Origin of the sequence: Cohnella ginsengisoli (assembly GCF_029525555.1) — a bacterium.
GTDB classification, from domain to species: domain Bacteria; phylum Bacillota; class Bacilli; order Paenibacillales; family Paenibacillaceae; genus Cohnella; species Cohnella ginsengisoli.
The window spans coordinates 506,811-529,282 of the sequence record NZ_JAPDHZ010000006.1 but is presented as its reverse complement, the minus strand read 5'-3'; the positions used below and the strand labels follow the sequence as shown (position 1 = coordinate 529,282).

19 protein-coding genes and 2 pseudogenes are annotated in these 22,472 nt (G+C 60.1%); 13 read left to right on the top strand and 8 right to left on the bottom strand.

All coding sequences use genetic code 11. The features are described from left to right. Positions 1–197 precede the first annotated feature (197 nt). From OMP38_RS28985 to OMP38_RS28970, 4 genes are all read left to right on the top strand, one after another. A complete protein-coding gene (locus OMP38_RS28985; RefSeq protein WP_277568169.1) occupies positions 198–1,928 on the top strand; it encodes a sensor histidine kinase in 1,731 nt (576 codons plus the stop codon). Between the two features lie 87 nt (positions 1,929–2,015). After that, complete coding sequence (locus OMP38_RS36710) at positions 2,016–3,218, top strand: response regulator (protein ID WP_277568168.1); 1,203 nt, start codon at positions 2,016–2,018, stop codon at positions 3,216–3,218. A gap of 153 nt (positions 3,219–3,371) precedes the next feature. Next, the gene (locus OMP38_RS28975; RefSeq protein ID WP_277568167.1) at positions 3,372–4,862 is read left to right on the top strand and encodes an S-layer homology domain-containing protein; all 1,491 of its coding nucleotides are present in this window, start codon (positions 3,372–3,374) and stop codon (positions 4,860–4,862) included. Beyond that, complete coding sequence (locus OMP38_RS28970) at positions 4,789–6,483, top strand: LamG-like jellyroll fold domain-containing protein (protein WP_338130703.1); 1,695 nt, start codon at positions 4,789–4,791, stop codon at positions 6,481–6,483. Before OMP38_RS28975 ends, OMP38_RS28970 begins: the two co-directional genes overlap by 74 nt. 55 nt (positions 6,484–6,538) lie before the next feature. Here OMP38_RS28970 and OMP38_RS28965 read toward each other — a convergent pair whose 3' ends face one another. Beyond that, positions 6,539–6,910, bottom strand: a complete 372-nt coding sequence (locus tag OMP38_RS28965; RefSeq protein WP_277568166.1) for a hypothetical protein — start codon at positions 6,908–6,910, stop codon at positions 6,539–6,541. Between OMP38_RS28965 and OMP38_RS28960 the strand changes: the two genes are divergently transcribed. The 7 genes from OMP38_RS28960 (at position 6,903) to OMP38_RS28930 (ending at position 14,835) form a co-directional block, all read left to right on the top strand. Further along, the gene (locus OMP38_RS28960; protein ID WP_277568165.1) at positions 6,903–8,882 is read left to right on the top strand and encodes a hypothetical protein; all 1,980 of its coding nucleotides are present in this window, start codon (positions 6,903–6,905) and stop codon (positions 8,880–8,882) included. The two genes, OMP38_RS28965 and OMP38_RS28960, sit on opposite strands and share 8 nt — an antisense overlap. Before the next feature lie 25 nt (positions 8,883–8,907). Beyond that, entirely contained in the window at positions 8,908–10,299 is a 1,392-nt protein-coding gene (locus OMP38_RS28955; RefSeq protein ID WP_277568164.1) for an ABC transporter substrate-binding protein, read from the top strand. A gap of 78 nt (positions 10,300–10,377) precedes the next feature. Further along, positions 10,378–10,935, top strand: a complete 558-nt coding sequence (locus OMP38_RS28950; protein WP_277568163.1) for a carbohydrate ABC transporter permease — start codon at positions 10,378–10,380, stop codon at positions 10,933–10,935. Next, positions 10,862–11,251, top strand: a complete 390-nt coding sequence (locus OMP38_RS28945) for a carbohydrate ABC transporter permease (RefSeq protein ID WP_338130702.1) — start codon at positions 10,862–10,864, stop codon at positions 11,249–11,251. The genes OMP38_RS28950 and OMP38_RS28945 overlap by 74 nt, the downstream gene beginning before the upstream one ends. A 20-nt stretch (positions 11,252–11,271) precedes the next feature. After that, entirely contained in the window at positions 11,272–12,174 is a 903-nt protein-coding gene (locus OMP38_RS28940; RefSeq protein ID WP_277568162.1) for a carbohydrate ABC transporter permease, read from the top strand. Next, positions 12,122–13,366 (top strand): Gfo/Idh/MocA family protein, encoded by a 1,245-nt coding sequence (locus OMP38_RS28935; RefSeq protein WP_277568161.1) that lies wholly within the window; start codon positions 12,122–12,124, stop codon positions 13,364–13,366. The genes OMP38_RS28940 and OMP38_RS28935 overlap by 53 nt, the downstream gene beginning before the upstream one ends. 2 nt (positions 13,367–13,368) lie before the next feature. Next, a complete protein-coding gene (locus tag OMP38_RS28930) occupies positions 13,369–14,835 on the top strand; it encodes a GNAT family N-acetyltransferase (RefSeq protein ID WP_277568160.1) in 1,467 nt (488 codons plus the stop codon). A gap of 222 nt (positions 14,836–15,057) precedes the next feature. On the opposite strand, the gene cyoD is transcribed toward OMP38_RS28930, so the two are convergent. The 5 genes and pseudogenes from cyoD to OMP38_RS28905 form a co-directional block, all read right to left on the bottom strand. Next, on the bottom strand, positions 15,058–15,399 hold the full coding sequence (cyoD, locus tag OMP38_RS28925; RefSeq protein WP_277568159.1) for a cytochrome o ubiquinol oxidase subunit IV: 342 nt from the start codon (positions 15,397–15,399) through the stop codon (positions 15,058–15,060). Between the two features lies 1 nt (position 15,400). Continuing rightward, positions 15,401–16,021 carry a cytochrome o ubiquinol oxidase subunit III gene (gene cyoC / locus OMP38_RS28920; protein WP_277568406.1) on the bottom strand — a complete coding sequence of 207 codons (621 nt, stop codon included), beginning with the start codon at positions 16,019–16,021 and terminating at the stop codon, positions 15,401–15,403. A 15-nt stretch (positions 16,022–16,036) separates the two neighbouring features. Then, positions 16,037–17,980, bottom strand: a pseudogene (locus tag OMP38_RS28915) (cbb3-type cytochrome c oxidase subunit I); the annotation flags it as partial. Positions 17,981–17,993: 13 nt separating this feature from the next. Next, positions 17,994–19,002, bottom strand: a pseudogene (cyoA, locus tag OMP38_RS28910) (ubiquinol oxidase subunit II). Between the two features lie 267 nt (positions 19,003–19,269). Further along, a complete protein-coding gene (locus OMP38_RS28905) occupies positions 19,270–19,509 on the bottom strand; it encodes a hypothetical protein (protein ID WP_277568158.1) in 240 nt (79 codons plus the stop codon). Positions 19,510–19,808: 299 nt separating this feature from the next. Here OMP38_RS28905 and OMP38_RS28900 point away from each other — a divergent pair, with 299 nt between their 5' ends. Together OMP38_RS28900 and OMP38_RS28895 are read left to right on the top strand one after the other, a co-directional pair. Then, entirely contained in the window at positions 19,809–20,189 is a 381-nt protein-coding gene (locus OMP38_RS28900) for a DUF1700 domain-containing protein (protein WP_277568157.1), read from the top strand. Next, positions 20,186–21,097 (top strand): DUF4097 family beta strand repeat-containing protein, encoded by a 912-nt coding sequence (locus OMP38_RS28895; protein ID WP_277568156.1) that lies wholly within the window; start codon positions 20,186–20,188, stop codon positions 21,095–21,097. The genes OMP38_RS28900 and OMP38_RS28895 overlap by 4 nt, the downstream gene beginning before the upstream one ends. Before the next feature lie 112 nt (positions 21,098–21,209). On the opposite strand, the gene OMP38_RS28890 is transcribed toward OMP38_RS28895, so the two are convergent. Continuing rightward, positions 21,210–21,869: a YfbR-like 5'-deoxynucleotidase gene (locus OMP38_RS28890; protein WP_277568155.1), complete on the bottom strand. Its 660-nt coding sequence runs from the start codon at positions 21,867–21,869 to the stop codon at positions 21,210–21,212. A gap of 251 nt (positions 21,870–22,120) precedes the next feature. After that, positions 22,121–22,462: a winged helix-turn-helix transcriptional regulator gene (locus OMP38_RS28885; protein WP_277568154.1), complete on the bottom strand. Its 342-nt coding sequence runs from the start codon at positions 22,460–22,462 to the stop codon at positions 22,121–22,123. Between the last annotated feature and the right edge of the window lie 10 nt (positions 22,463–22,472).

Sequence of the window (22,472 nt, the reverse complement as noted above, 5' to 3'; positions counted from 1 at the left end):
GTACAGTCCCGCGAAATTTGCAGGGGCTGTACCTTTTTTCATGGAACAAAATAACGCGCGAGCCCGCTTCCTCCGCTTCGATGCCGGAACTCCTCCTCTCGATCGAAGTCGCCCGAAAAACATTGCGATAATATTCGTCTCCTATAATGAAGCCGGCTAACCGCCAGCCTTTAATACGAATACGGGGAGAACGCACCATGAACTGGAGACACGGAGTTCGCTCCCTCTTCGCCAGTTGGAAGCTGCTGCTCTTCATCCTGATCTCGCTGTTCCTGCTGTTCCTGACTTCGTTTCAAGGCTATATCGTCAGCAGGCAGTCTACCAGGACGATCGAAGACCAGTACGCCCGGCTGATCGCCGAGAACATGGACTCGGTATCGGTCAACTTGTCCAACTACCTGAATTATATCGACGACTTCGCCCGGACGCTGTCGAATGATCCGGAACTGATCGAATCGCTTCAGTACGGCGCGAAGACGAATACGGAGCGGCAGCTCAGCGCGTTCGCGGAGTATTACCATCTCCGGCTGCCCGTCAACATTCAAGTGTTCGACGGCCGGCAGCGCGTATACGCCTATCCCGCGATCAACGCGGAAGAAGAACGGCGCCTCCTCCGCACCGTATCGGATTTTCCTTGGTTCGAGAACCGCGTCGCCCTCGACAACAACTTCCTTCACTGGAACGTCTCTTCCGATTACCATATCGCTTCGCACGCCGAAACCGCCCTGTACGTCAGCAAAAACATCATTCAAAACAACCGTTCGCTCGGCCTGCTCGTGATCGAGCTGAACGGTACGCTCATCGAGCGATTGCTGGATCGGGCGCAAATTAATGCGGACAATCCGATATTCCTGTTCTCCGGCGACGAGCAGACGACGCTCTTTCACAGCGAGCGGCTGACGGGCGATATCGCAGACTGGCCCGCTCATCTTCTCGCCATCTATCGGACGATCAAGGGCGCACGCGCGGACGAAGGAGCCCTCGACATCCGCCTTGCGGGAAGACCCTATCGCCTGCTGTATATGCAGGTCGCCTCGACGCCCTGGACGATGGCTTCGCTCCTCCCGCCGAGCGCGCTCCATGCGAGCAGCGTCAGCACCTGGCGCATCACGGCGCTCACGACGGGCGTCTCGATCCTGTTCATCGCCGTCTTCTTCGCCGTCCTGCACAGGAAGGTGACGATGCCGATCCGCCGCCTGTCCCGAATCGTCGAGGATTCGGATGGCGAAGGCATGCGGTCCGACAGCTACCGCTACAGCGGCTTCAAGGAGATCGAGACGCTGAACAGCGGCATTTACCGGTTTCTCGGGAAAATCCAAGAGCAGGTCGAGACGATCCGGCGCGGCGAAACGGAAAAGCGGATGCTGGAGCTGCAAAGGCTGCAGGAGCAGATGCGGCCCCACTTCTGGCACAACTCGCTGAACGCGCTGCGGTTCATGGCGATGCTGCGCGGCGACCCGACGATGGCCGAAGCGCTCCTCTCCCTGACGCGGATGCTCGACTATACGCTGCGCAACACCGACGTGCTGTACAGTACGCTGGAGGAAGAGATCGAATACGCGATGGGCTTCGTCAAATTCCAGGAGATCCGCGCGATGCGAACGTATCGCGTCGAGTTGGACGTCGACGCAGACGCGCTCCGTGCGGAGATCCCGAAGTTTACGATCCAGCCGCTCATAGAGAATTCGATCGTGCACGGGTTCGCAGCGCAGTTCGACGGCGAGCCGCTGCTGCGCATCGAGGCGCGCGCCCGCGGCGGCGACCTGGCGCTCACCGTCGCGGACAACGGCAAAGGCATCGCCCCCCGCAGCTCTCTCAGGGCCCGGCGGCTCGGGACGGCGCAGCGGGCGCGGGGCCCCGGGCGGACTGAGCCTCGCCAACCTGCGGCAGCGGCTGCGGCTGGAATACGGTTCGCCATACGGCCTTGAGATCGACAGCGCGACCGGCGCATACACAAAAGTGAAACTCTCCCTGCCCTATCGGCCGGCCGAGCAGAAGATGGAGGGAATGCCGTCATGAAAGTCATGATCGCCGAAGACGAAATTCTGGTCAGGCTCGGCCTGCGCAAAACGATCCCGTGGGCCAAGCTCGGCATGGATCTCGTCTGCGAGGCGCAGGACGGAGAAGAAGCCTACGAGCAGTTCCAGCGCCATCTGCCCGATATCGTGCTGGTGGATATCGAGATGCCGAAGATGGACGGCCTTCAGTTCGTACGCTACGCCAAAGGAAAGCGGGCGGACGCACGGTTCGTCATGCTGACGTGCCATCAGGACATGAAGTATATGCGAGAAGCGATCCAGCTTCAGGTGCACGACTTCATCCTGAAGTCCACGCTGGATATGGACGAGCTATGCGGGATTCTGCAAAGCCTGGCGCTCGACCTGGCGCGTGAAAAGGAAGCCGCCGCCGCGCTTGCGGGACGGACCGCGATCGAAGCGCCTGCGCCGGATGCTGCCTCCGCGCGGGAAGCGGCGGAGCGCGCGTTTTACGGCGCGCCGGAGGGAACGGGCGACGGAGCGACGCTCGAGGCGCTGTCGGAAGCGGCGCTGAAGCGGCGCAAACCGCTGGCCGCCAGCCTGGAGTCGCTGCGCTTCGCCGATGCCAGAAGGCAGCTCCGGGAGCTCGAGCAGGCGCTTCGCGAGCCGCCGCTCGCGCATCCGCATGTCGTCAAAAACATGATGACCGAGCTGCTGTTCCGCTCCTGGTCCGCCTGCGACGAGCTGCTCGCCGGCCAACAGGCGGCGGATCATCTGCTCGTCGACCGGATCTATGCTTCCGAACGGCTGGAGGACGCCGCGGCGCTGCTGGAGGAGGAGCTGGAACGGCTGGAACAAGCGCTCGCGCTGACGAACTCGGACGGCGACAAAGCCAAGATCGTCCTGCTGATCAAGCAATATATCAAGTCTCATTTGGACCGGGACATTACGCTTCAGGAGATCGCGGACGTTTTTTTACATCAACAGCAGCTACTTAAGCAGACTATTCAAGGAGGTCAGCAGCATGAGCTTCACCGAGTTCGTCGTGCACGAGAAAACGGAGCAAGCCATCGTCATGATGAGAAACGGGAAAACCCTGACCGAAATCTCCGAAAAGCTCGGTTATCTGAACCTGAGCTCATTCACCCGCATGTTCAAAAAAGCGCGAGGCGTCTCTCCCTCCCGCTACCTCAAAGGATAAACGAAAAGGCATGTCCGGATAAACGGCGCGACGTTCTTTAACCCCCCCGTTGACATTCGCCTTACAGGCGCTTAATGCGCGGCGATAGCCGCGCGCCGAAGATAAACGACATCGTCATATGCTGTAGTCCTCGAAAGGCGCCCCGCCTCCTATGATGAAGATAGCAAAATATCATCAATGCGGGAGGAATGGATATGACAGTCGGCAATACCGCCGCGCGGCCGGTTCGCCGTCTCGCGGCAGCGGCCCTGGCGGTCGCCCTGATCGGGGCGGGACCGCTGGGCTCCGCGCTGGCAACCCCTGCGCAAGCCTCCGACATCAAGGACAACTGGGCGGAGAGCACGCTGGAAAGCTGGGCGCAGAGCGGCCTGCTGAAAGGGGATGCGAGCGGCAAGCTGGAGCCGAACCGCCCGGTCAGCCGGGCGGAATGGATGGCGCTGGCGAATCGGGCGCTCGGCTACGCCGATGCGGGCGAAGCGAGCTTCACCGACTTGTCTCCGGCCAATTGGGAATACAAGGATGTCCGAATCGCGGTCAAGGCCGGCTACATCTCGGGCTACGAGGACGGCACGATTCGCAGCAAAAAAACGGTCAGCCGACAGGAAGCGGCGGTCATGCTCGCCCGCATTTTCGGACTGGACACCGTCTCGGGCGCGAGCGTCGCGCTTCCGTTCACGGACAAAACCTCCATCGCCGCTTGGAGCCGCGGGGCCGTAGGCGCCCTCGTCAAGCTTCGTCTCATCGGCGGCTATGCCGACGGCTCGTTCAAGCCCCTCGCCTCCCTCACCCGAGCAGAAGCGGTCGTCCTGCTGGAAAAAGCCAGGATGGAAAAAGGAACGCACAACGGCTCGAACCCGGGAGGTTCGACGCCGGGGAACGGCGGTTCGACGTCAGGCGGCTCGGGCAACAACGGGGGATCGAACGGCGGCGGATCCAACGGCAACGGATCGAACGGCAACGGATCGAACGGCGGCAATAACCCGGACGTCGAGCCGCTTCTGACGTTCCCCGTCGTGAGCGATACGCATGTCGGGATCGAAGACGTCTCCGTGGACGGAGCCGCCAAGTTCGAGCAGGCGCTTCAGACGTACCGGTCGCTCGGCGGCTATGACGCGATCGTCGTCGACGGCGATATGACGGATGCGGGCACGATTGCCCAATACGACAGCGCGATGCGCATCCTGAACGCCAACAAGCCGAAGGGCGCCAAAGCGATCATCGCCCCCGGCAATCACGAATATTATGCGGCGGGCGACGAGTTCGGCGGAGATAAGTACGCCGCGGCCAAACGCTTTTACGAGAAGACCGGCATGGACGCGGACGGTTATGCCGTTGAGAACGTCGACAAGGCTACCGAAAACGCGGGCGTCTTTTACGATACGTGGGTCAAGGGCTACCACTTCATCGTCGTCGACCACGACCGGAGCGCGATGTCGGATGCCAAGTACGCCTGGCTCAAAAAAGGAGATCGCGACGGACGAAAAGGGAAATCCGGCGGACCCCAAAAAACCGGTCTTCGTCCTGATGCACTATCCGTACAAAAACACCACTTACGGCAGCGAAGGCGCGGGATGGAACAATCCGGCCGAGTACGCCAAGTTAAAAACCGTCATGGCCGCCTATCCGAACGCCATGCTCTTTACCGGCCACACGCATTATACGCTGGAGCATCCGAACACAATTAACGCGGACGACGGGTTCATTCGCGTCAACGACGGCTCCACCGCCTTCGTCCAGGCCGGCGGCTACGGCAATGACAGCGATATTTATCTGGACAAAACCGTATCCCAAGGCTTGCTGGTCAAGGTTTACGACGACAAGGTCGTCATCGAGCGAAGAGAGTTGGACAAGCAGGGCGCGGTCATCGGCACGCCGTACGCGATCGATCTGGCTTCACCGGTTCAATCCGCGCGGAAATATTCGACGGATACGGCAGCTCCCGCATTCGCCTCCGGCGCAAAGCTGAATGTCTCTTCTGTCGGCGCCTCTTCAGCCACGCTGACCTGGCCCAAGGCAGCCGACGACACCAAGGTCGATTCGTATATCGTCACGGTCAACGGCAAGCTCATCGGCGCGCCGTCGGTCATCTCGCCGTACGAAGAGGCCTCGACGCACGCCTTCTCGGCGAAGGGTCTCAAGCCGAACACCGACTACACGGTATCGGTCCAAGCGCTGGACGCTTACGGAAAGGAATCCGCAGCGCTCGTCTCCACATTCAAGACGGCAAGCGCAGGAACCGGATACGACGCAAGCGCCCCGGACGTGCTGAATATCGACTTTACGGATGTGGCCGGCACGTCCGTCAAGGATAGCACGCTGAACAAAAACGATGCCGTACTGGAAAACCACGCCAAGGTGCAGAGCGACTCCCTGTTCGGCAAGCAGGCGCTCGTGCTGGACGGCGACGGTTCGAGAGGCAAGCCAAGCTCGGTGGCGCGCGTCGGCTACAACAGCAGCCTGTTCACGCAGGATGCCTTGACCGTAGAAGCCGCCGTCTCGATCTCGAATGACAGCGACTTGTCCAAGGACGAATACCACATCCTGGGCACGTACGAGGATGGCGGCTACGCCCTCTACTATTCGGCCGAGGACCGCAAATTCGTGTTCGATACCCAAAATTCCAAAGACCCGGCGGAATCGGGCGCGATGGCCGATGTGAAAGGCAAGCTCGTCTATCTCACCGCCGTCTACGAAGGCGACGCGGCGCACGACTATGCCGGCGGCACGATCAAGCTCTATGTCAACGGGACGGCCGCAGGCAGCAACGCGACTTCCGGGCCGCTGCCGATCAACGAGAACAACGACCTGATTATCGGCGGCGATATCGAAGCTTACGGCGACGTGATCCACGACTTTGAGGGCACGATCGGCGAGGTCAAGATTTACTCGCGCGCGCTCGGCGCAAGCGAAGTCGCCGCGCACTACCAGGCGTTCCAAAAAACGCTGCCGATCGGAACCGTCAAGTTCTACGACACGACCGACGCCACGGTACCGCAGGCGCTGCGGGAGTACGCCCAGGTGCTGGCCGGCACGAAGACGGTCGATTATACGTACGGCTATCAGCCGTCCGCGCTGGCCCTCGCCGGAACGAGCGGCAGCGTCAACCTTTTCGACGCGGCGGGGTATATGTGGACAGCTTCAGGCACGACGCTCAAGCGGTTCGACGTGTACGCGACGGACGCGAGCCAGTCGCAGATCTATGCCGAGGGCAAGTACTTCAAGGGCACGATCCGGGCGCTGCTGGCTTCCGATCGCGAGCTGTGGGTGATGACGGATCAAGGCGTCTCCAGCATTCGATACCAATAAACATTCAACCGACAGGAGGATGAATCCGTTGCGCGTGAAAAAATACGCCGGAAGCTTAAAAGCGATTCCCGCCGTTCTGCTGTTCGCCCTGGTCTCTCCGCTGCAGGCGCTCGCCGGCAGCGGCGGACCGCCGCCGACGGCCGCCTATACGGCTGCAGTCATCGGCGATACGTATCAGAAGCAGATGGACTATTACAGCTTGAACGAGTTCAATGCGACGACCGACTTGAGCGATACGCAGCGGGCGGCCGTGCTGAACGGCCTGGATGCCTCTATTGCGATTCCCGGTCAACTCGAGATCGTCCAGGCGATCGGCGCGGATAACGTGACGGCGTTCGCCCGGGAAGGCGATACGCTGTGGATCGGCACGAAAAAAGGATTGCAGCGGATCAATGTCAAGGAACGCGACAGCCGGGACTATGCGCAATACCTGGCAGGCCCCCCGCTATCTATACGGCGGCGACGATCAGGTCTCCGGCTTGTATGCGGACGGCGACCACGGCGTCTGGGTACGCAACGGCAAGGGCATCGTGCATATCAGGATGACGATGCGTTCGCTCAAGGACAAGGCGGATACGTACGAGCAGTGGACCAAGGCAGTGAACGACCGCTACGGCATGATCGGCGAGGACGTCGCGTTTACCCGCAGCGGCCGGACGTATACCGGTTCCCCGACGACCAACGACAACGACGGCTTGTGGACGAGCGAGTACGCGATCGGCGAGATCTATCGGTATTTGACCGCCAAGCAGCTGGGCGACGCGGACGAGACGGCTGCGGCCAAGGCGGACGCGACGCGCGCGGCGAAGGCCGTCATGCTGCTCGCGCAAGTCTCCGGACGCGGCGACGGCTTCATCGCCCGCTCCTATATCATGGAGGGCAATGCGCAGCCGAACGGCTTCTGGTTCAAAAAGGAGTCGGTGAACGGCGCCGTTTACGGCATCGCCGTCGACACGTCGGACGCCCAGAAAAAAGACGAGCTTGAAATTACCGATCCGGCGCTCGTCGCCGAAGCCAAGGCGGCGTACCTGGCCGCCACGGGCCGCGCCTACGACGCCGACTACGGCGACAAGGGCATCTTCCCGGTCATCAAGAGCAAGAGCGACGGCAGCGTCGTCTGGCGGCTGAAGTCGCCGATCGTCGAGGAGGTCGACCCGGCGCTTGCGGAGCTGTACGGCGGCAACCAGAACGACTACAAGGTCATCTACAAGGCGGACACATCCTCCGACGAAGTGAACGGACAGATGGCGCTGCTCTACTTTGCGGCGAACTATCTGTTCGACGGCACCGGCGCCGAGGACGATCATCTCAAGGCGCTGGCGATCAAGTTCGCCGACCGGATCGTCAAGGGCATCGTGACGCACGGCTTCGCGATGATCGACGCGACCGGCAATCCGACGACCTGGGCGCGGTGGAACGCCACTTATTTCGCCCCGCAGATCGACTACACCCTCAACACCGAAGGCGTACCGCCCGGCGAATACGAAGGCGGGTACGAGAGCGACGTCAATGCGGACGAGATCGTGAGCTTCGTCAAGACGGCGATCCATCTGACCTCGCTCGATCCGGCGAACTACGGCGCAGACAACGCGCTGTTCCAGGAAGTCTACCGCAAGCTGTGGGAGCCGCGCGCCGACTGCGGCAGCTACGACAACAACGACGCCAGCTACTCCGACGCGACGAACGGCATCGGCTACGTCGATATCATGAAGCAGTACATCGAGCGCAAGAAAAACGTGCTGTCGAGCGACTTCGACGATTACCCGGACATCAACAGCGCCATCCATGCGAGCGGGAACTGGAGACTGGCCGTCAACTTTTCCGACGAGAATCTGTTCGCGATGGCGTACCTGCCGCTCATCGACATCGAGATGAACGAGGATCCGAACTCCGATCGGGTCAAGACACTCCGCGAAGTGTTCGATCAATGGTGGGCGAACATGAAGGACGAGCAGAATCCGTTTTACATCTATCTGTATCAGAAAACGTATCCGGAGCGGACGGACGCACAGCTGGATACGGCCGCGTGGGCGCTCTCCCGCATGCCGCAATACCCGATCAATTTCCCGGTCAACAACAGCATGCGCGCCGATGCGCTACTCGTCCAGTACTTCAACTATCGCGACTATACGAAAATCAGCGGGGACCGCAAAGGGGTCGTATCGACGAACCGCCCGCTGCCGCCGGACGAGCGCCAAGTTCACAAATTCAATTCGAGTCCGTTCGCGGCATTCACGAATTACACGAACGCGACCGTGCTGAACAACGACTACGTCGACTACACCAAGGTGCAGTACAATCCGGTCAGCTATGCGTCCGGCTCGGCGCTGAGCGGCACGTGGTTCCTGCTCCCGTACTGGATGGGACGCTACTACGGCATGCTGGAGCAACAACAATAAGCAGATAAGGGGCGAAAACAGAACCATGCAGAGCAATCAACGCAAGGCGCTGGCGCTGCTGCTGGCCGGCAGCCTCGCGCTGCTGTCCGCTTGCGGCAGCAACGACGCGAACGGCTCGAACGGCACAGGCAGCGCAAGCGCCAGCGGCGGGACCGCTTCGGCTTCGTCCGCTTCGGCTTCGTCCGCTTCGGCCGGCGCGAGCACCGGAGAGAAAACCAAGCTCGTCTTCTGGAACACATCGTATCCAACGATCGACGAGAACGACAAGACGAAGAAGAAGGAAGACTTCTACATCTATAAAGCAATCGCGCGCTATGAGGCCGCCAACCCGAACGTCGAGATCGTTATCCAGGACATTCCCGACGGCACGAACGCGATGACGAAGTTCCAGACGGCGGGCATCGCCAACAACGGTCCCGACGTCACCAATCTCTGGTCCGGCAACTATACGATGGACTTGAAGTCGTTCATCCAGCCGCTCAACGACTACTTGAAGCCGTCGGATATCGACGCGATGACGGGCTGGAATGCCGTTACCGAGAACTTCGCCGATAAGGGTACGATTTACGGCGTCCCCGACGGCAGCGACGGCACGATCGGCATTTTGTACAACAAGAAGCTATTCGCGGCCGCGGGCCTCGATCCGGAGCAGAGCCCTCCGGCCACCTACGACGACTTCGTGGCGATGCTGCAGAAGCTGAAGGACAGCGGCGTCACGCCGATCGGTTCCGAGCAGGACGGCGACTTCGTCTACTTCCTCGACTACTGGTTCGCCCAGACGGTCGGCACGGCCGGCATCAACGATATCGTCAACGGGAAGATGAACTTCAACAACCCGAAGCTGCTCCAGGTGATGCAAGGCTATGTCGAGCTGTACAAGAATGGCTTCGTCACGAACGACCAGCCGCAGACGCAGTTCTATAACCGCAAGGTCGCGCTGATCTTCGGCGGCTACGGCTACCTGAACGACGCCCGCGCCGCGCTCGGAGACGACCTGGGCATGATGAAGATCCCCGACTTCAACGCCGAGGTCCTCGTGAAAAACGGAGGCATCGGAGGCACGGGAGCGGACTTCGTCGTCTCGAAGTCGTCCAAGCATCCGGAGGAAGCGGTGAAATTCATCCTCTTCCTCGTGAGCAAGGAAGAGCAGGTCGCGCGGTTCAAGGACGGCTACGGCAAGCTCCTGAACCTGAAGAACGTCGACCCGGGCGAATTCACGAACGACCCGTACGTCGTCAAGCAGCAGGAGTGGGCCGGCGAATCGTCCACCATCTTCTGGCCGGACAACATCTACCCGTCGGAGCTGTCCGATTATATCAGCTCGATGAACGAGCTTGTCGTCAAGCAGCAGCTGGACGTTCGCGATTTTCTCGTCAAGCTTGACCAGAAGCGGGACGAGATCAACAAACAAAGATAGGCTTGCCGTCCGCTCTGCCCAGGCCTTCATTCCTTTTCGTGAAGGCCTCATTTTTTTATAAAGCGAGGCTTGCCGCCGATGCATTTTCGCACAAAAGAATCCATGACCGGCTACCTGTCGCTGCTGCCGGCTTTTGCGGCACTGGCCGCGATCGTGTTTTACCCGATGGTCAATACGTTCTTCCACAGCTTCACGAAATGGAACGGGGCCGAGTCGCATTGGATTGGCCTACACAATTATACGTTTATATTCACCAATGGCGAGCTATGGACGCTGCTGCGGAACAACACCGTATTCCTGCTGTCGATTCCCGGCATCCTGCTCTTGTCGCTCGTCGTCTCGGTGCTGCTGTTCGAGGAAGTCCGCGGCTGGCGCTTTTTCCGCTCGCTCTACTATATCCCGACGATTCTGTCGTCCGTCGTCGTCGGCATGCTGATGAAGATGATGTTCGCCCAATCCGGCGTCGTCAATCAGTTCTTGCATGCGCTCGGGCTGACCGACGGCAAGACGGAATGGCTGACCCAGGTGCCGACCGCCTTTATGGTGCTCATCTTCTGCTTCTATTGGCAGACGCTCGGGCAAGGCGCGCTCATCTTTTTTATCAGGCCTGTCCGCCATCTCGCACGAGATATTTGAATCGGCCGATCTGGACGGCGCCGGCTGGTGGCAGCGTCTGTTCCACATCACGATACCGTCGCTCGTGCCGACCATCGTTTATTTTACCGTGACCAACGCGATCTACTGCTTCATCGGCCTCTTCTCGCTCGTTTATGCCGTCACGCAAGGCGGCCCCGGACGCGAGACGACGCCGATCGATTACATGATTTATATCAAGGCGTTTCAAACGCCCGACCAACTGGGCTATGCCAGCGCGCTGTCGATCGTGCTGTTCGCCATCGCGCTATTGGCGTCATGGGTGCAAATCCGGTTGTCGAACCGTTATCAAGACTAGCCAGACAGGAGCGGTTAGCGATGGCCAGCCGAAGCGCTTTACCCGTTCGTTTGATCGTATACGCCGTTCTCGTCGCGATCGCGATCGTCGACTTTTATCCGATCGTCTACATGGCCGTGAACAGCTCGCGGACCTCGGTCGACTTTTTCCAAAATCCCGGCGGGCTGCCCGACGCGTGGCACCTCGACAACTTCAAAGCGCTGTACTACCGCTTCGACGTCCTTCGCCTGTTCGGCAATACGCTGCTGGACGCGCTGCTCGCGTTCGCCGTGACGATCGTGCTGTCCGTCCCCGCATCCTTCGCCTTCGCGAAGCTGCGGTTCCCCTATCGGTCCGGTCTGTACATGATCGTCATCGCGACGATGGCGATACCGGGCATCACGTTCGTCATCCCGAACTTCGTGCTCATGTCCCGGCTCGGGCTCGTCGACCACCCGGGATCCGTCATCCTCATCTGGGCCGTGACCGCCGTCCCCTCGAACATCTTCCTGCTTGTCGCGCTCATGCGCGGCATTCCGAACGAAGTGCTGGAGGCAGGCAAAATCGACGGCATCTCCTATGTCCAGACGCTCGCGCGGATCGTGATGCCGCTGTCGGTTCCCGGAATCGTCACACTGGCCATTTTCAATACGACAGGCTGGTGGAACGATCTGTTCACGCCGCTGATTTTCCTGCAGTCCGACGACCTGAAGACGATGACTGTCGCGGTGGCAACGATTCTGAAGCGGTTCGACACGGACTACCCGCTGCTGCTCGCCGGGCTGTTCATGACCTCGATTCCGCCGATCGCGATCTATGTCGCGCTGCAGAGCCATATCAAAAAAAGGACTCGTCATCGGGTCCGTCAAATAAGGAATGGAGGCTGTAACGATGGATGCGAAGCCATTGCGTCTGGGCATCGTGGGCGGCAACCGGGGCGGTAGATTCAAGGTGACGATCGAGGCGCTGTCGCACCTCGTCCGGCTGTCCGCCATCTGCGATCTGCGGGAAGACACGGTACGCTTGTGGCAGGCCGAATATCCCGAACTGAAGGGGTATACGGATTATGATAGGCTGCTGGAGGATCCCGATGTCGACGCCGTATTGCTCGCAAGCCCGATGCTGCTGCACGCTCGCCAGGCGGTCCGGGCGCTGCGGGCCGGCAAGCACGTGCTGAGCGAAGTGACCGCCGCGCACACGCTGGAAGATGCGTGGGAGCTGGTTGAGACGGTGGAGTCGACCGGATTGACGTACATGATGTCCGAAAATTATTGCTTCGAGCGCGCCAGCATGACGGTCCAGCGCATGGCGGAGGCCGGCGTCTTCGGCGAAATCACGTACCTGGAAGGCGGATACATTCACGATCTACGGCATGCCGTTCATACGGAGGATGGATCGCTGACCTGGCGGGGCGAGCTTCATCGCGATTACGACGGGCTCAATTACCCCACGCATTCGATCGGCCCGCTCGCCAAATGGCTGTGGCTCGGACGCGAAGGCGGGGACAGGCTCGCGAGCTTGTCCGCCTTCACTTCTAATTCGCGCGCGCTGCAGCACTATTTTCGCGACAAATTCGGCGCCGGTCACCCGGCTGCGATGGACGGCTATTGGAAGCAAGGCGATTCGGCCGTCGCCCACCTGACGACCGAGGCGGGCGTGCTCATCGCCCTTCGGGTCGACTGGACGTCGCCGCGCCCGCATAATATGCATAGCTATTCCCTGCAAGGCACGAAGGGCGCTTACGTGTCCCGCCGCCATGACGACGAGGAGGACCTCGTCTGGCTCGACGGCCGCTCGCCCATGCGGACGCCCCCGTGGGGCGGCGCGCCGGAAGGCGTATGGGAGCCGCTCGGCAGCTATCGGGCCGCGTTCGATCCGCCAGCCTGGGTCCGTCTCGACCGCGAAGCCGCCGAGAGCGGCCGCGCTGGCCACGGCGGCTCCAACCATCTCGCGCTGGAAGAATTCGCGCTGGCCGTCCGGGACGGCCGGTCGCCGCTTATCGACGTGTACGACGCGGTCGAATGGAGCGCCGTCTTCCCGTTGTCCGTGCAGTCCCGCGCCAGAGGCGGCGAGCCGGTGGCGATGCCCGATTTTCGCAAGTTTCGCAAGCATATGAAGCCGACGAGGAGACCGTAACGATGACGCAACAGAGACAGCTTCCGCAGCTCGTAATGCGTAGAGCGAGCTTGGCCGATCTGCCCCCTTTCCGGCTGCCGGAAGGATATGCCTGCCGCAGCCTTCAGCCGGGCGACGAGGCGCATTGGGAGCGGATCGTCAAGCTGGCCTTCGGCAGGGAACGCAGCTTCCGCGAATCGATTCAATCGCACTTTTATTACCGGCCGGGCAGGGTGCTGTTCCTGTGCCGCGAAGGGATCCCCGTAGCGACCGCCTGCGCCTGGCAGGAACCGGAGTGGGGCGAGGACTGGGGCTACTTGCATATGGTCGGCGTTGATCCCGCGTTTGCCGGTCAAGGGCTTGGCTATGCGGTCAGCCTGGCGGCGCTGCACCGGATGAAGGAGGACGGCAAGGCGTGCGCCGTGCTCGAGACGGACGACTTCCGCCTGCCGGCCATCCGTACGTACCTGAAGCTCGACTTCCGGCCGGACGTCCCCAGTGAGGCGCTTCTCTCCCGCTGGAAGCAGGCATACCGGGAGCTGGGCTTGCCCTATGGCGTGAAGGTCATGTCCGCAACCCGACCAGGCAGCGCCGCTTCGGCGAACGAGGACGCGCTCGTCGTCGATCCGGAAGCCCATGTGTACGGCGTCGTGGACGGCGTGTCCGCGATGCTCCCATACAAGGACGAAGCGGGCTTTACGGGCGGCCGCATCGCCGCCGCGCTGCTCGTCGAAGCGCTCGGCGCTGGCGATCGAGGCGACGCGTCCGAGCCCCCCGGCCACTCCGACCACTCCCACCACTCCGATCACTCCCAGTATGATCTGGCAGAAGCCGTCCTGCGCGCCAATGCGGCGCTGATGCAGCACATGCTGGACGCGGGCGTCGACGTCGCCGCCAAGTGGAAACGCTGGGGCGCGGTGTTCGCAATCGTCCGGTGGCGGCGCACGCATCTCGAATACGTGCAGGCCGGAGACTGCATGCTGCTCGCGCGATACCGCGACGGGAGCGTCCGGACGCTGACCCGCAATCAAGTGGCCGAATTCGACCTGAAGGCGCTGCAGGCCAAGCAGCAGCTGCTAAAAGACGACACGCTGCCGGCCGAGAAGGTGTCGCAGCGGTTGAAGCCCGTGTTCAAGTGCAATCGCGACAAGGCGAATGCGCCGGACGGCTACGCTGTCATGAACGGAGATCCTGCGCTGGCTTATACGATGGAATACGGGCGCATCTCCTGTGCCAACGTCGTTCGGATTTACGCGGTTACCGACGGCATGTTCCATTTCATCGAGAATGACGACGACCCGCGCAAATGGGAAAAGCTCGTTGACGCGCTCGACGAACGCGGCATAGAGCCATACATGGACGAGCTTGAACGCGAGGAAGCGCTCGATCCCGACTGCGAGCGTCATCCGCGCCATAAGAAATCGGACGACAAGTCGGCCGTTATTCTGGATTTGCCGAATGGGCCGGAGACGAGCTTCGCGCGTTCCTGATCGTTGGCGCAAGCTCTGCAACCGCGCATTACTCGCTTACAGCACGCTCTGGCGTCTTCGTCGCTCCTGTAACGTTGCCGTTCTCGCTTGCAGCGCCGGCTTGCTCCCCCCAACCGTGTTTTTCCTGCCCCCTCAAGTCGCCGCCGTATCGATTCAAAAAAAGAGAGCAGCCCGATGGGCTGCTCTCTCGCCTTTATCCGCCGCGCCTTATCCCGCAAAGGATCAGTGCGACACCATATTGTACTTCATGATCCAGATGGAGCCGGCGACGATCGTCAGGACGATGACGAGGCCGAGCAGGAGCACCATCAGGTTGTAGCGAGGCTTCTTCTCTTCCTTCAAGTGCATGAAGAAGAAAAGCTGCACGACGAATTGCAGGACGGCCGTCACGAGCAGGACGACGTCGGCGGCGTTGCCGGTGACGATGTCGTTCAGCACGAGGATCAGCGGGATCGCCGTCAGAATGAGCGACAGGACGAAGCCCAGCACATAGGACTTGAGCGAGCCGTGAGACTCGTGCGCGTCGGCGCCGTGCGAGGCATGCGTGTCATGATGCTGCGCCATCTTACCTCACCCCCATCATGTACACGATCGTAAAGACGAAGATCCACACGACGTCGAGAAAGTGCCAGTACAAGCTAATATTGCCGATCTTGCGCTTGGTCACCGGCGTGATGCCGCGCTTTGCCACCTGCAGCATCAGCGCGACCATCCAGATCAGGCCGATAGAGACGTGGAGACCGTGCGTGCCGACGAGCGTGTAGAAGGCGGACAGGAACGCGCTGGTCGAGATCTTGGCGCCCTCGTCGATCATCTTGAGGAACTCGGTTACTTCGAGCGTGATAAAGGATGCGCCCAACACCGCGGTGACGATCAACCAGCCGATCAGGCCCTTCTTGTCGCCTCTGTTCATGGACAATACGGCCAGACCGCTGGTGAAGCTGCTCGTCAGCAGGATGAACGTCTCGGCGATGACGCCCGGCATCTCGAACAACTCGGCGCCGGACGGACCGCCCGCCGTGTTGTTCATGAGCACGGCATACGTCGCGAAGAGCGTGCCGAATATAATACAGTCGGTAATGATGAAAATCCAGAAGCCCATCGTCCGAAGCGCTTCGAGGTCGTGATGGCCGTCATGGCCGTGATCGTGGTCGTGCGATGATTGGTTAGCCGCGACATGCGCCATTAGACAACCCTCCCCCGCTTTAGCTTCGGTCTTTCTAACTTCTTCGGCCGTTACGTAATAATCCGTGTCGTAGTTAAACGAGTGATACAGCATGGTAGCCGCGATCCCGATCGCGCCCGGCACGATCAGCCACAGCCAGTCGAAAACGAAGCCGAAGCCGAGGATGAACCAGAAGACGGACATGACGATCGGCGTCCCCGAGTTTTTCGGCATATGGATCGGCTCATACTTCGGCGGCGGATCCTGGACGCCCTTGGCGGCCAGCTCCTTGCGGCGCCACCAGTCGTCCCTGCCTTCGACCTTCGGCGTAATCGCGAAGTTGTAGAACGGCGCCGGCGAAGGAATCGACCACTCGAGCGTACGGCCGCCCCACGGATCGCCCTTGACGCGCTCCATGAACTTGATGCTGTGCAGAATCTGCCACACCTGGAACAGGAAGCCCGCGCCCATCAGGAAGGCGCCGATCGTGGAGACGAAGTTCCAGCTCCACCAGCCGGTGTCCCAGCTGTACGAGCTGACGCGGCGCGTCATGCCCATGAGGCCGAGTACGTATTGCGGCATGAAGCAGACATAGAAGCCGATGTTCCACAGCCAGAACGCCCATTTTCCAAGCTTGTCGTTCAGCTTGAAGCCGAACACCTTCGGCCACCAGTAGTACAGGCCCGCGAAGTAACCGAATACGACGCCCCCGATAAGCACCTGGTGGAAGTGAGCGATCAGGAAGTAGCTGTTGTGGAACTGGAAGTCGGCCGGCGCGACGGACAGCATGACGCCGGTCATGCCGCCGACGACGAAGCAAGGAATGAAAGCCATCGTCCAGAGCATCGGAAGCTCGAACGTAATTTTCCCCTTATACATCGTGAATAGCCAGTTGAACACCTTGACCCCCGTCGGAATCGCGATGATCATCGTCGTGACGGCGAAGAACGCGTTGACGCTCGCGCCCGAGCCCATCGTGAAGAAGTGGTGGGCCCAGGTGAAGAACGAGAAGATACTGATGCTCATTAGCGCGAACACCATGGAGCCGTAGCCGAACAGCCGCTTCTTGGAGAAGGTGGCCACGACCTCCGAGAATATGCCGAACGCCGGCAGTACGACGATATAAACTTCAGGGTGACCCCACATCCAGATAAGGTTGATGTACATCATCGGATTGCCGCCCATGTCGAGCGTGAAGAAGTGGGCCCCGAAGTAACGGTCGATGAAGAGCAGCGCCAGCGTGACCGTCAGAATCGGGAACGCCAGGATAATCGTCAAGCAGCTCGAGAGGACCGACCAGGTGAACATCGGCATCTTCATGAGCTTCATGCCCGGCGCGCGCATCTTGAGGATCGTGACGATAAAGTTAATGCCGGTCATCAAGGAGCCGATACCCGAGATTTGGATACCCCAGATATAGAAGTCTTGCCCCACGCCCGGACTGAACATCTTCTCGGACAGCGGCGGATAAGCCAGCCATCCGGCCTCCGGCGAACCGCCGATGACGAACGAGACGTTGAACAGCATCGCGCCCATGAAGAACAGCCAGAAGCTCAGGGAGTTCAACAGCGGGAACGCGACGTCGCGCGCGCCGATCTGCAGCGGCACGGTCAGGTTAAACAAACCGAACATGAGCGGCATCGCCATAAACAAAATCATGATGACGCCGTGCGTGGTGAAAATATCGTTATAGTGATCGGGCTTGAGGAACTCCATGCTGTCCGGCAGCGCCAGCTGCGTCCGCATGAGCAGGGCGTCGACGCCCCCGCGGAACAGCATGAGCAGCGAAGCGATAACGTACATGATGCCGATCCGCTTGTGATCGACGGTCGTCAGCCATTCGCGCCACAGCCATCCCCAGCGCTTGAACGCGGTGAGCGCGACGACGATGGCGACCATCGTCAGTCCGATCGCGACGTCGGCGCCGTAGATGAGCGGGTCCCCCGTCACGAAGAAATCGGATAGCTTAGTAATCTTCAATCGGGTCCCCTCCTTAATGTTGATGCGCGGCGCCGCTATCGCCCGCGTCGGACATGTCCATTTCGCTCATGTCCATCTCGCTCATATCGTGTCCGGCTTGACCGTCCGTGACGGCCGCGCCTTCGCTTGACGAAGCCGCTTCGCCGCCATGATGATGGCCGGATTCGCCTGCCACGACGTACTTGTTGACGATATTGTCGAACATTCCGTTCGGGAAGGAAGAGAACGAACGCACCAGCGAAGTCGCGGGTTTCGCGAGCTCGTTGTAGCCTTCCTGGTTCATCGCCGGGTACGACTGCTTGACGTCCTGCACCCATTTTTCGAAGTCGGCCCGCGACGTCGCCTTGGCGTTGAAGGTCATCTTGCCGAAGTATTCGCCGCTGAAGTTCGCGCCCGTGCCGAAGTAATCGCCCGGCTCGTCTGCGATCAAATGCAGCTTCATCGCCATGCCCGACATCGTATAGATCTGGCCCCCGAGCTGCGGGATCCAGAACGAATTCATCGGCGCGTCCGCGGTCAGCTGGAATTGAACCGGAACCTTCTCCGGGAACTGTACGTAGTTAACCGTTGCGATGCCCTGCTCCGGATAGAGGAACAGCCATTTCCAGTCGAGCGCCACGACTTGAATCGTGATCGGCTTCTCGTCGGAAGCGAGCGCCTTGGAAGGCTCCAGCTTGTAGCTGTACTGTACCGTGACGATCGCGATCAGCAGAATGATCAGGATCGGGATCCCCCCACCAGACGGCTTCCAGCTTCGTGCTGTGATCCCACTCGGGCTGGTACGCTTCTTTCTTTTTGCTCTTCGCCCGGTACTTCCAGGCGATCCAGAACGTCAATATAAGGACAGGTACGATAATGATGAGACAAAGCCCCGTCGTAATGTAGATGAGATCAAGCTGCTGCTTGCCGATCTCCCCTTTGGGATCAAGGACGACCACATCGGCGCAGCCCGACAGCAGGAACGTCATCAGCGCCAGCGGCAGGAACGCCGCCGCCCGCATGAACCACCCTTTGTACTTCATTTGCTCACACTCCTTGATTGCGGCTTGGCGCCGAGCCCACGGCTGCTCTCGTCAGAACGCCGCGCTATGTCATTAACATATCAAAAACCGAAGGCCGCGGCGCTGCTGTTAACAAATGCGTCAATGTTTGTTTGATATTTAGCAATAAATTGTTCACCAATTCGACCTTTGTTCAAACAAATGCAACAAAAAAAACTGCCTCGCGCGGAGAAGTCTCTCTGCACAGGCAGTCTTTGGCTGAATATAATCCTTCCGGCGGGCGCCGTATCAGGCGAGGTCTTCGACCTTGTCGAGACCTTCGGGCTCGAGATCCGACTTCTTCATCATCAGCGGCGCGGCTACGCCGAACAGCAGAATCTGCAGGCCGCCCACGAGGAAGCCGATGCCGATCATCAGTCCCAGGTTGCCGTCGTTGAACTCGCTCATATTCAATGCGCTGCAAATGACGCCGAATGCAATAATAACAGCCGCCGTCCATTTCAACGCGATCGTCATGTCTTTTCTCATCGTGAACAGCTCCCTTCAGTGGAAACGCTATCTGTGAACATTCTATCACAGAAATGTGACAAAATATAGTCTAAATCGGCCTAGATTCAAAATTCTCCTGGCGCAGGACGGCTTCGATTCAAATTTCAAGCTGCGTCATGCTCGCATTTTCCTCTTACCCGACCGAAAAGGCTTCCAAACGAAATATATTTCGCATGCTTCCCAGATCCCGCCATATTCCTGGACCTGAGGCGGAGCCGCCGTCCAACCGGCGTCCGTTCCCCAGACGCGCCTGTTCATTCTATAATGAAGCGGCAGGCTTGGAATTATGCAGGCCGCTTAACGCGCAGAAATGGGGAACGAAAGTGAACGACAACAACAGATCGGCTCATCCGGCGGCGGTCGCGCTGCTCTCGCTGCTTGGCATCTTCGCCATTCCGCTCGGACTTGCGCTTTGGGCCGTACTCTCCGCCCTGGCCGCAGCCAATATCGCGCTCATCGCCGCCCCGGTTGCGGTTCTGCTGGATTGGACGTTCAACGGCGACCGCTACCCGGCGACCCTGTTCATCAGCTTGGCGGTGACGGGCTTCGGCATGCTCGCCGCGCTCGGCACGATCGCCGCGTTCAAAGTCGGCATTCGCTTGACCGCCGGCGTGCTGGCCTGGTCCGGCCGTATTCGGAAAGGAAGGTCTTCATCATGAAAAAAGTATCCTGGGTGACGATCGCGATCGGCCTCATCCTCATCGGCTTGGGCGGCGCGGCTTATTACAAGTTCCACTTCTCGGATTCGCTGAAGGCGCATTCGCAGACGTGGACGTTCGGCGAGGGAGAGCTTCGGTCGTTCGAGATCGAAGGTGAAGCGAAGAGTTTGGACGTCCGCTTCGTCGCGAGCGCGGACGGCAAAAACAGCGTCACGCTGAACGGCGAAGAAGAGCAGGAGGTCATCGACCGGCTGTCCGACGTGACCGTGCAGGACGGCAAGCTGAAGCTCGATCTCGACGCCAAGGACAGATGGTTTAACATGGACTTCGACTTCGGCAGCCACAAGCAGACGATCGTCGTCGCGCTGAGCGGGAACGGCAAGCTGGACGAAGTCACGGTCAAGTCGGATTCCGGTTCCGTGACCGTGGACGGTCCCAAAGCGCAGCAAGTCGAGATCGGATCGGACTCCGGCTCGCTGCGGGCTTCGAATATCGACGCCGGAACGGTCGAGCTCAAGTCCGACTCCGGTTCGGTGAGGCTCGCCGCCGTTCAAGCGGAGCAGCTGAAGGTGAAGACGGACTCCGGCAGCATCCAGGCAGACGGCGTGACGGCCGAAGCGACGGCCTCGTCGGACTCCGGCTCGGTCCGGTTCGCTTCTTTGGCCGGCACAGCTTCGATCAAGACCGATTCCGGCAGCGTCCGGCTGTCCAAGACCGACACGTCCTCCGCCGACGTCTCCAGCGACTCCGGCAGCGTTCGCATCGAAGTGCCAGCGGCCTTCGCCGGTCACTATGACCTCCGCTCGGACTCCGGCTCGATCCACTCGCCGGATTCGCCGGGTCAGTCGAACGACACGATCAAGGTGCGTACGGACAGCGGCAGCATACGGGTATCGACGGCAGAGTAAAGCACTCCAATACGAAAGGCTGTTCCCCGGTCATGAAAATGACGGGAAGAACAGCCTGTTTTTGTACGCATTAAAGCGTTTGAGCGATCGCGCGAAAAGCGGCTGCGCGCCATCATGCCGGATACGGCTGCGACGGCGACGGCGCGGACGCCAGCGCTTCCTCGGTAATCTTGCGGATGTCGACGGGCGACATCGACTCCTCGCTCACGAGGTCCGGCAAGATGCTGTCGAAGAAGTAATCGACGCACTTGAGCGGTATGCTGCGAATTTTGAGGAGCGCGTGCCGGTACATCGAGACGAATTCTTTTTCCGTGTTGCCCCGCTGGAGCTCGGAAAATGCCTCGTACACTTGATCGAGTTTGTCGGCCGCCTCCAGGATCAGTCCCTCGATCGATTGGTCCTTCCCTTCGCGCAGCTGCTCTTGGAAGATCGCCTTGAACTCGCGCGGGATATGTTCCTCGATAAAATTATGAATCATGCCCTCCTCGACGCGCTGCAGGAGCGTGCGCAGCTGCATGGAGGAATGCTTGACGGGCGTCTTGATATCTCCGATAAAAATTTCTCCGTAATCATGGCTGCTCGTGATCCGGTAAAGCTTCTTCCAGTCGATGACCGCGCCCTGCTGCTCCTCGATATCCGCGAAGGTCTTGGCATACTGAACGACCTTCCAGGAGTGCGCGGCGACGCTATGCTCCTCGAACTTGAATTTGCCCGGGCAGCGAATGATCCGGTCGAGCACGTCCAGCGATCTGAAGTAGGCGTGAATTCCCATGGCGGGCTCTCCTTTTTTTGATCGGCGATTGTCCGGCTTTGCGTAAAATGACGTCGGGCCGCAACTCTATTGTAGCCGGACGTTGTAAAGCGTGAATTAACGGAGCGTTAAAACGCCTGCCCGTTCATCCTCGCGAGGACGATATTCGCCGAACGGCAAAAAAAACCGCGATGCGGCATCGCATTCGCGGTAAGCATGGGCGGTCATGGGGGGCCGCTCCCGTCAACGGGACGGGAGACGCGCTCTTGATGTCAATGCATGGCAGTCTGGTGGCTCTCGCCCCATTCCTTCAGCATCAAGATGACGGGCACCAGCGTATGGCCGTAATCGGTGAGCCGGTAGCCGATCTTCGGCGGCGTCTCCTGATAGACGATGCGCTGCACGAGGCCCTCGCGCTCAAGGTCCCGCAGCTGCAGCACCAGCATGCGCTGCGTAATGCCGGGAATCATCCGGCGAAGCTGATTAAACCGGGCTTCCTGCTGGATGAGCTGATAGAGAATGACGCCCTTCCACTTGCCTCCGATGACGCTCATTGCCGTGCCCACGGGATTGGTTGCCGTTTCGTTCGCTTCGAATTTGATCGTTTGCAGCATGATGGTGCCT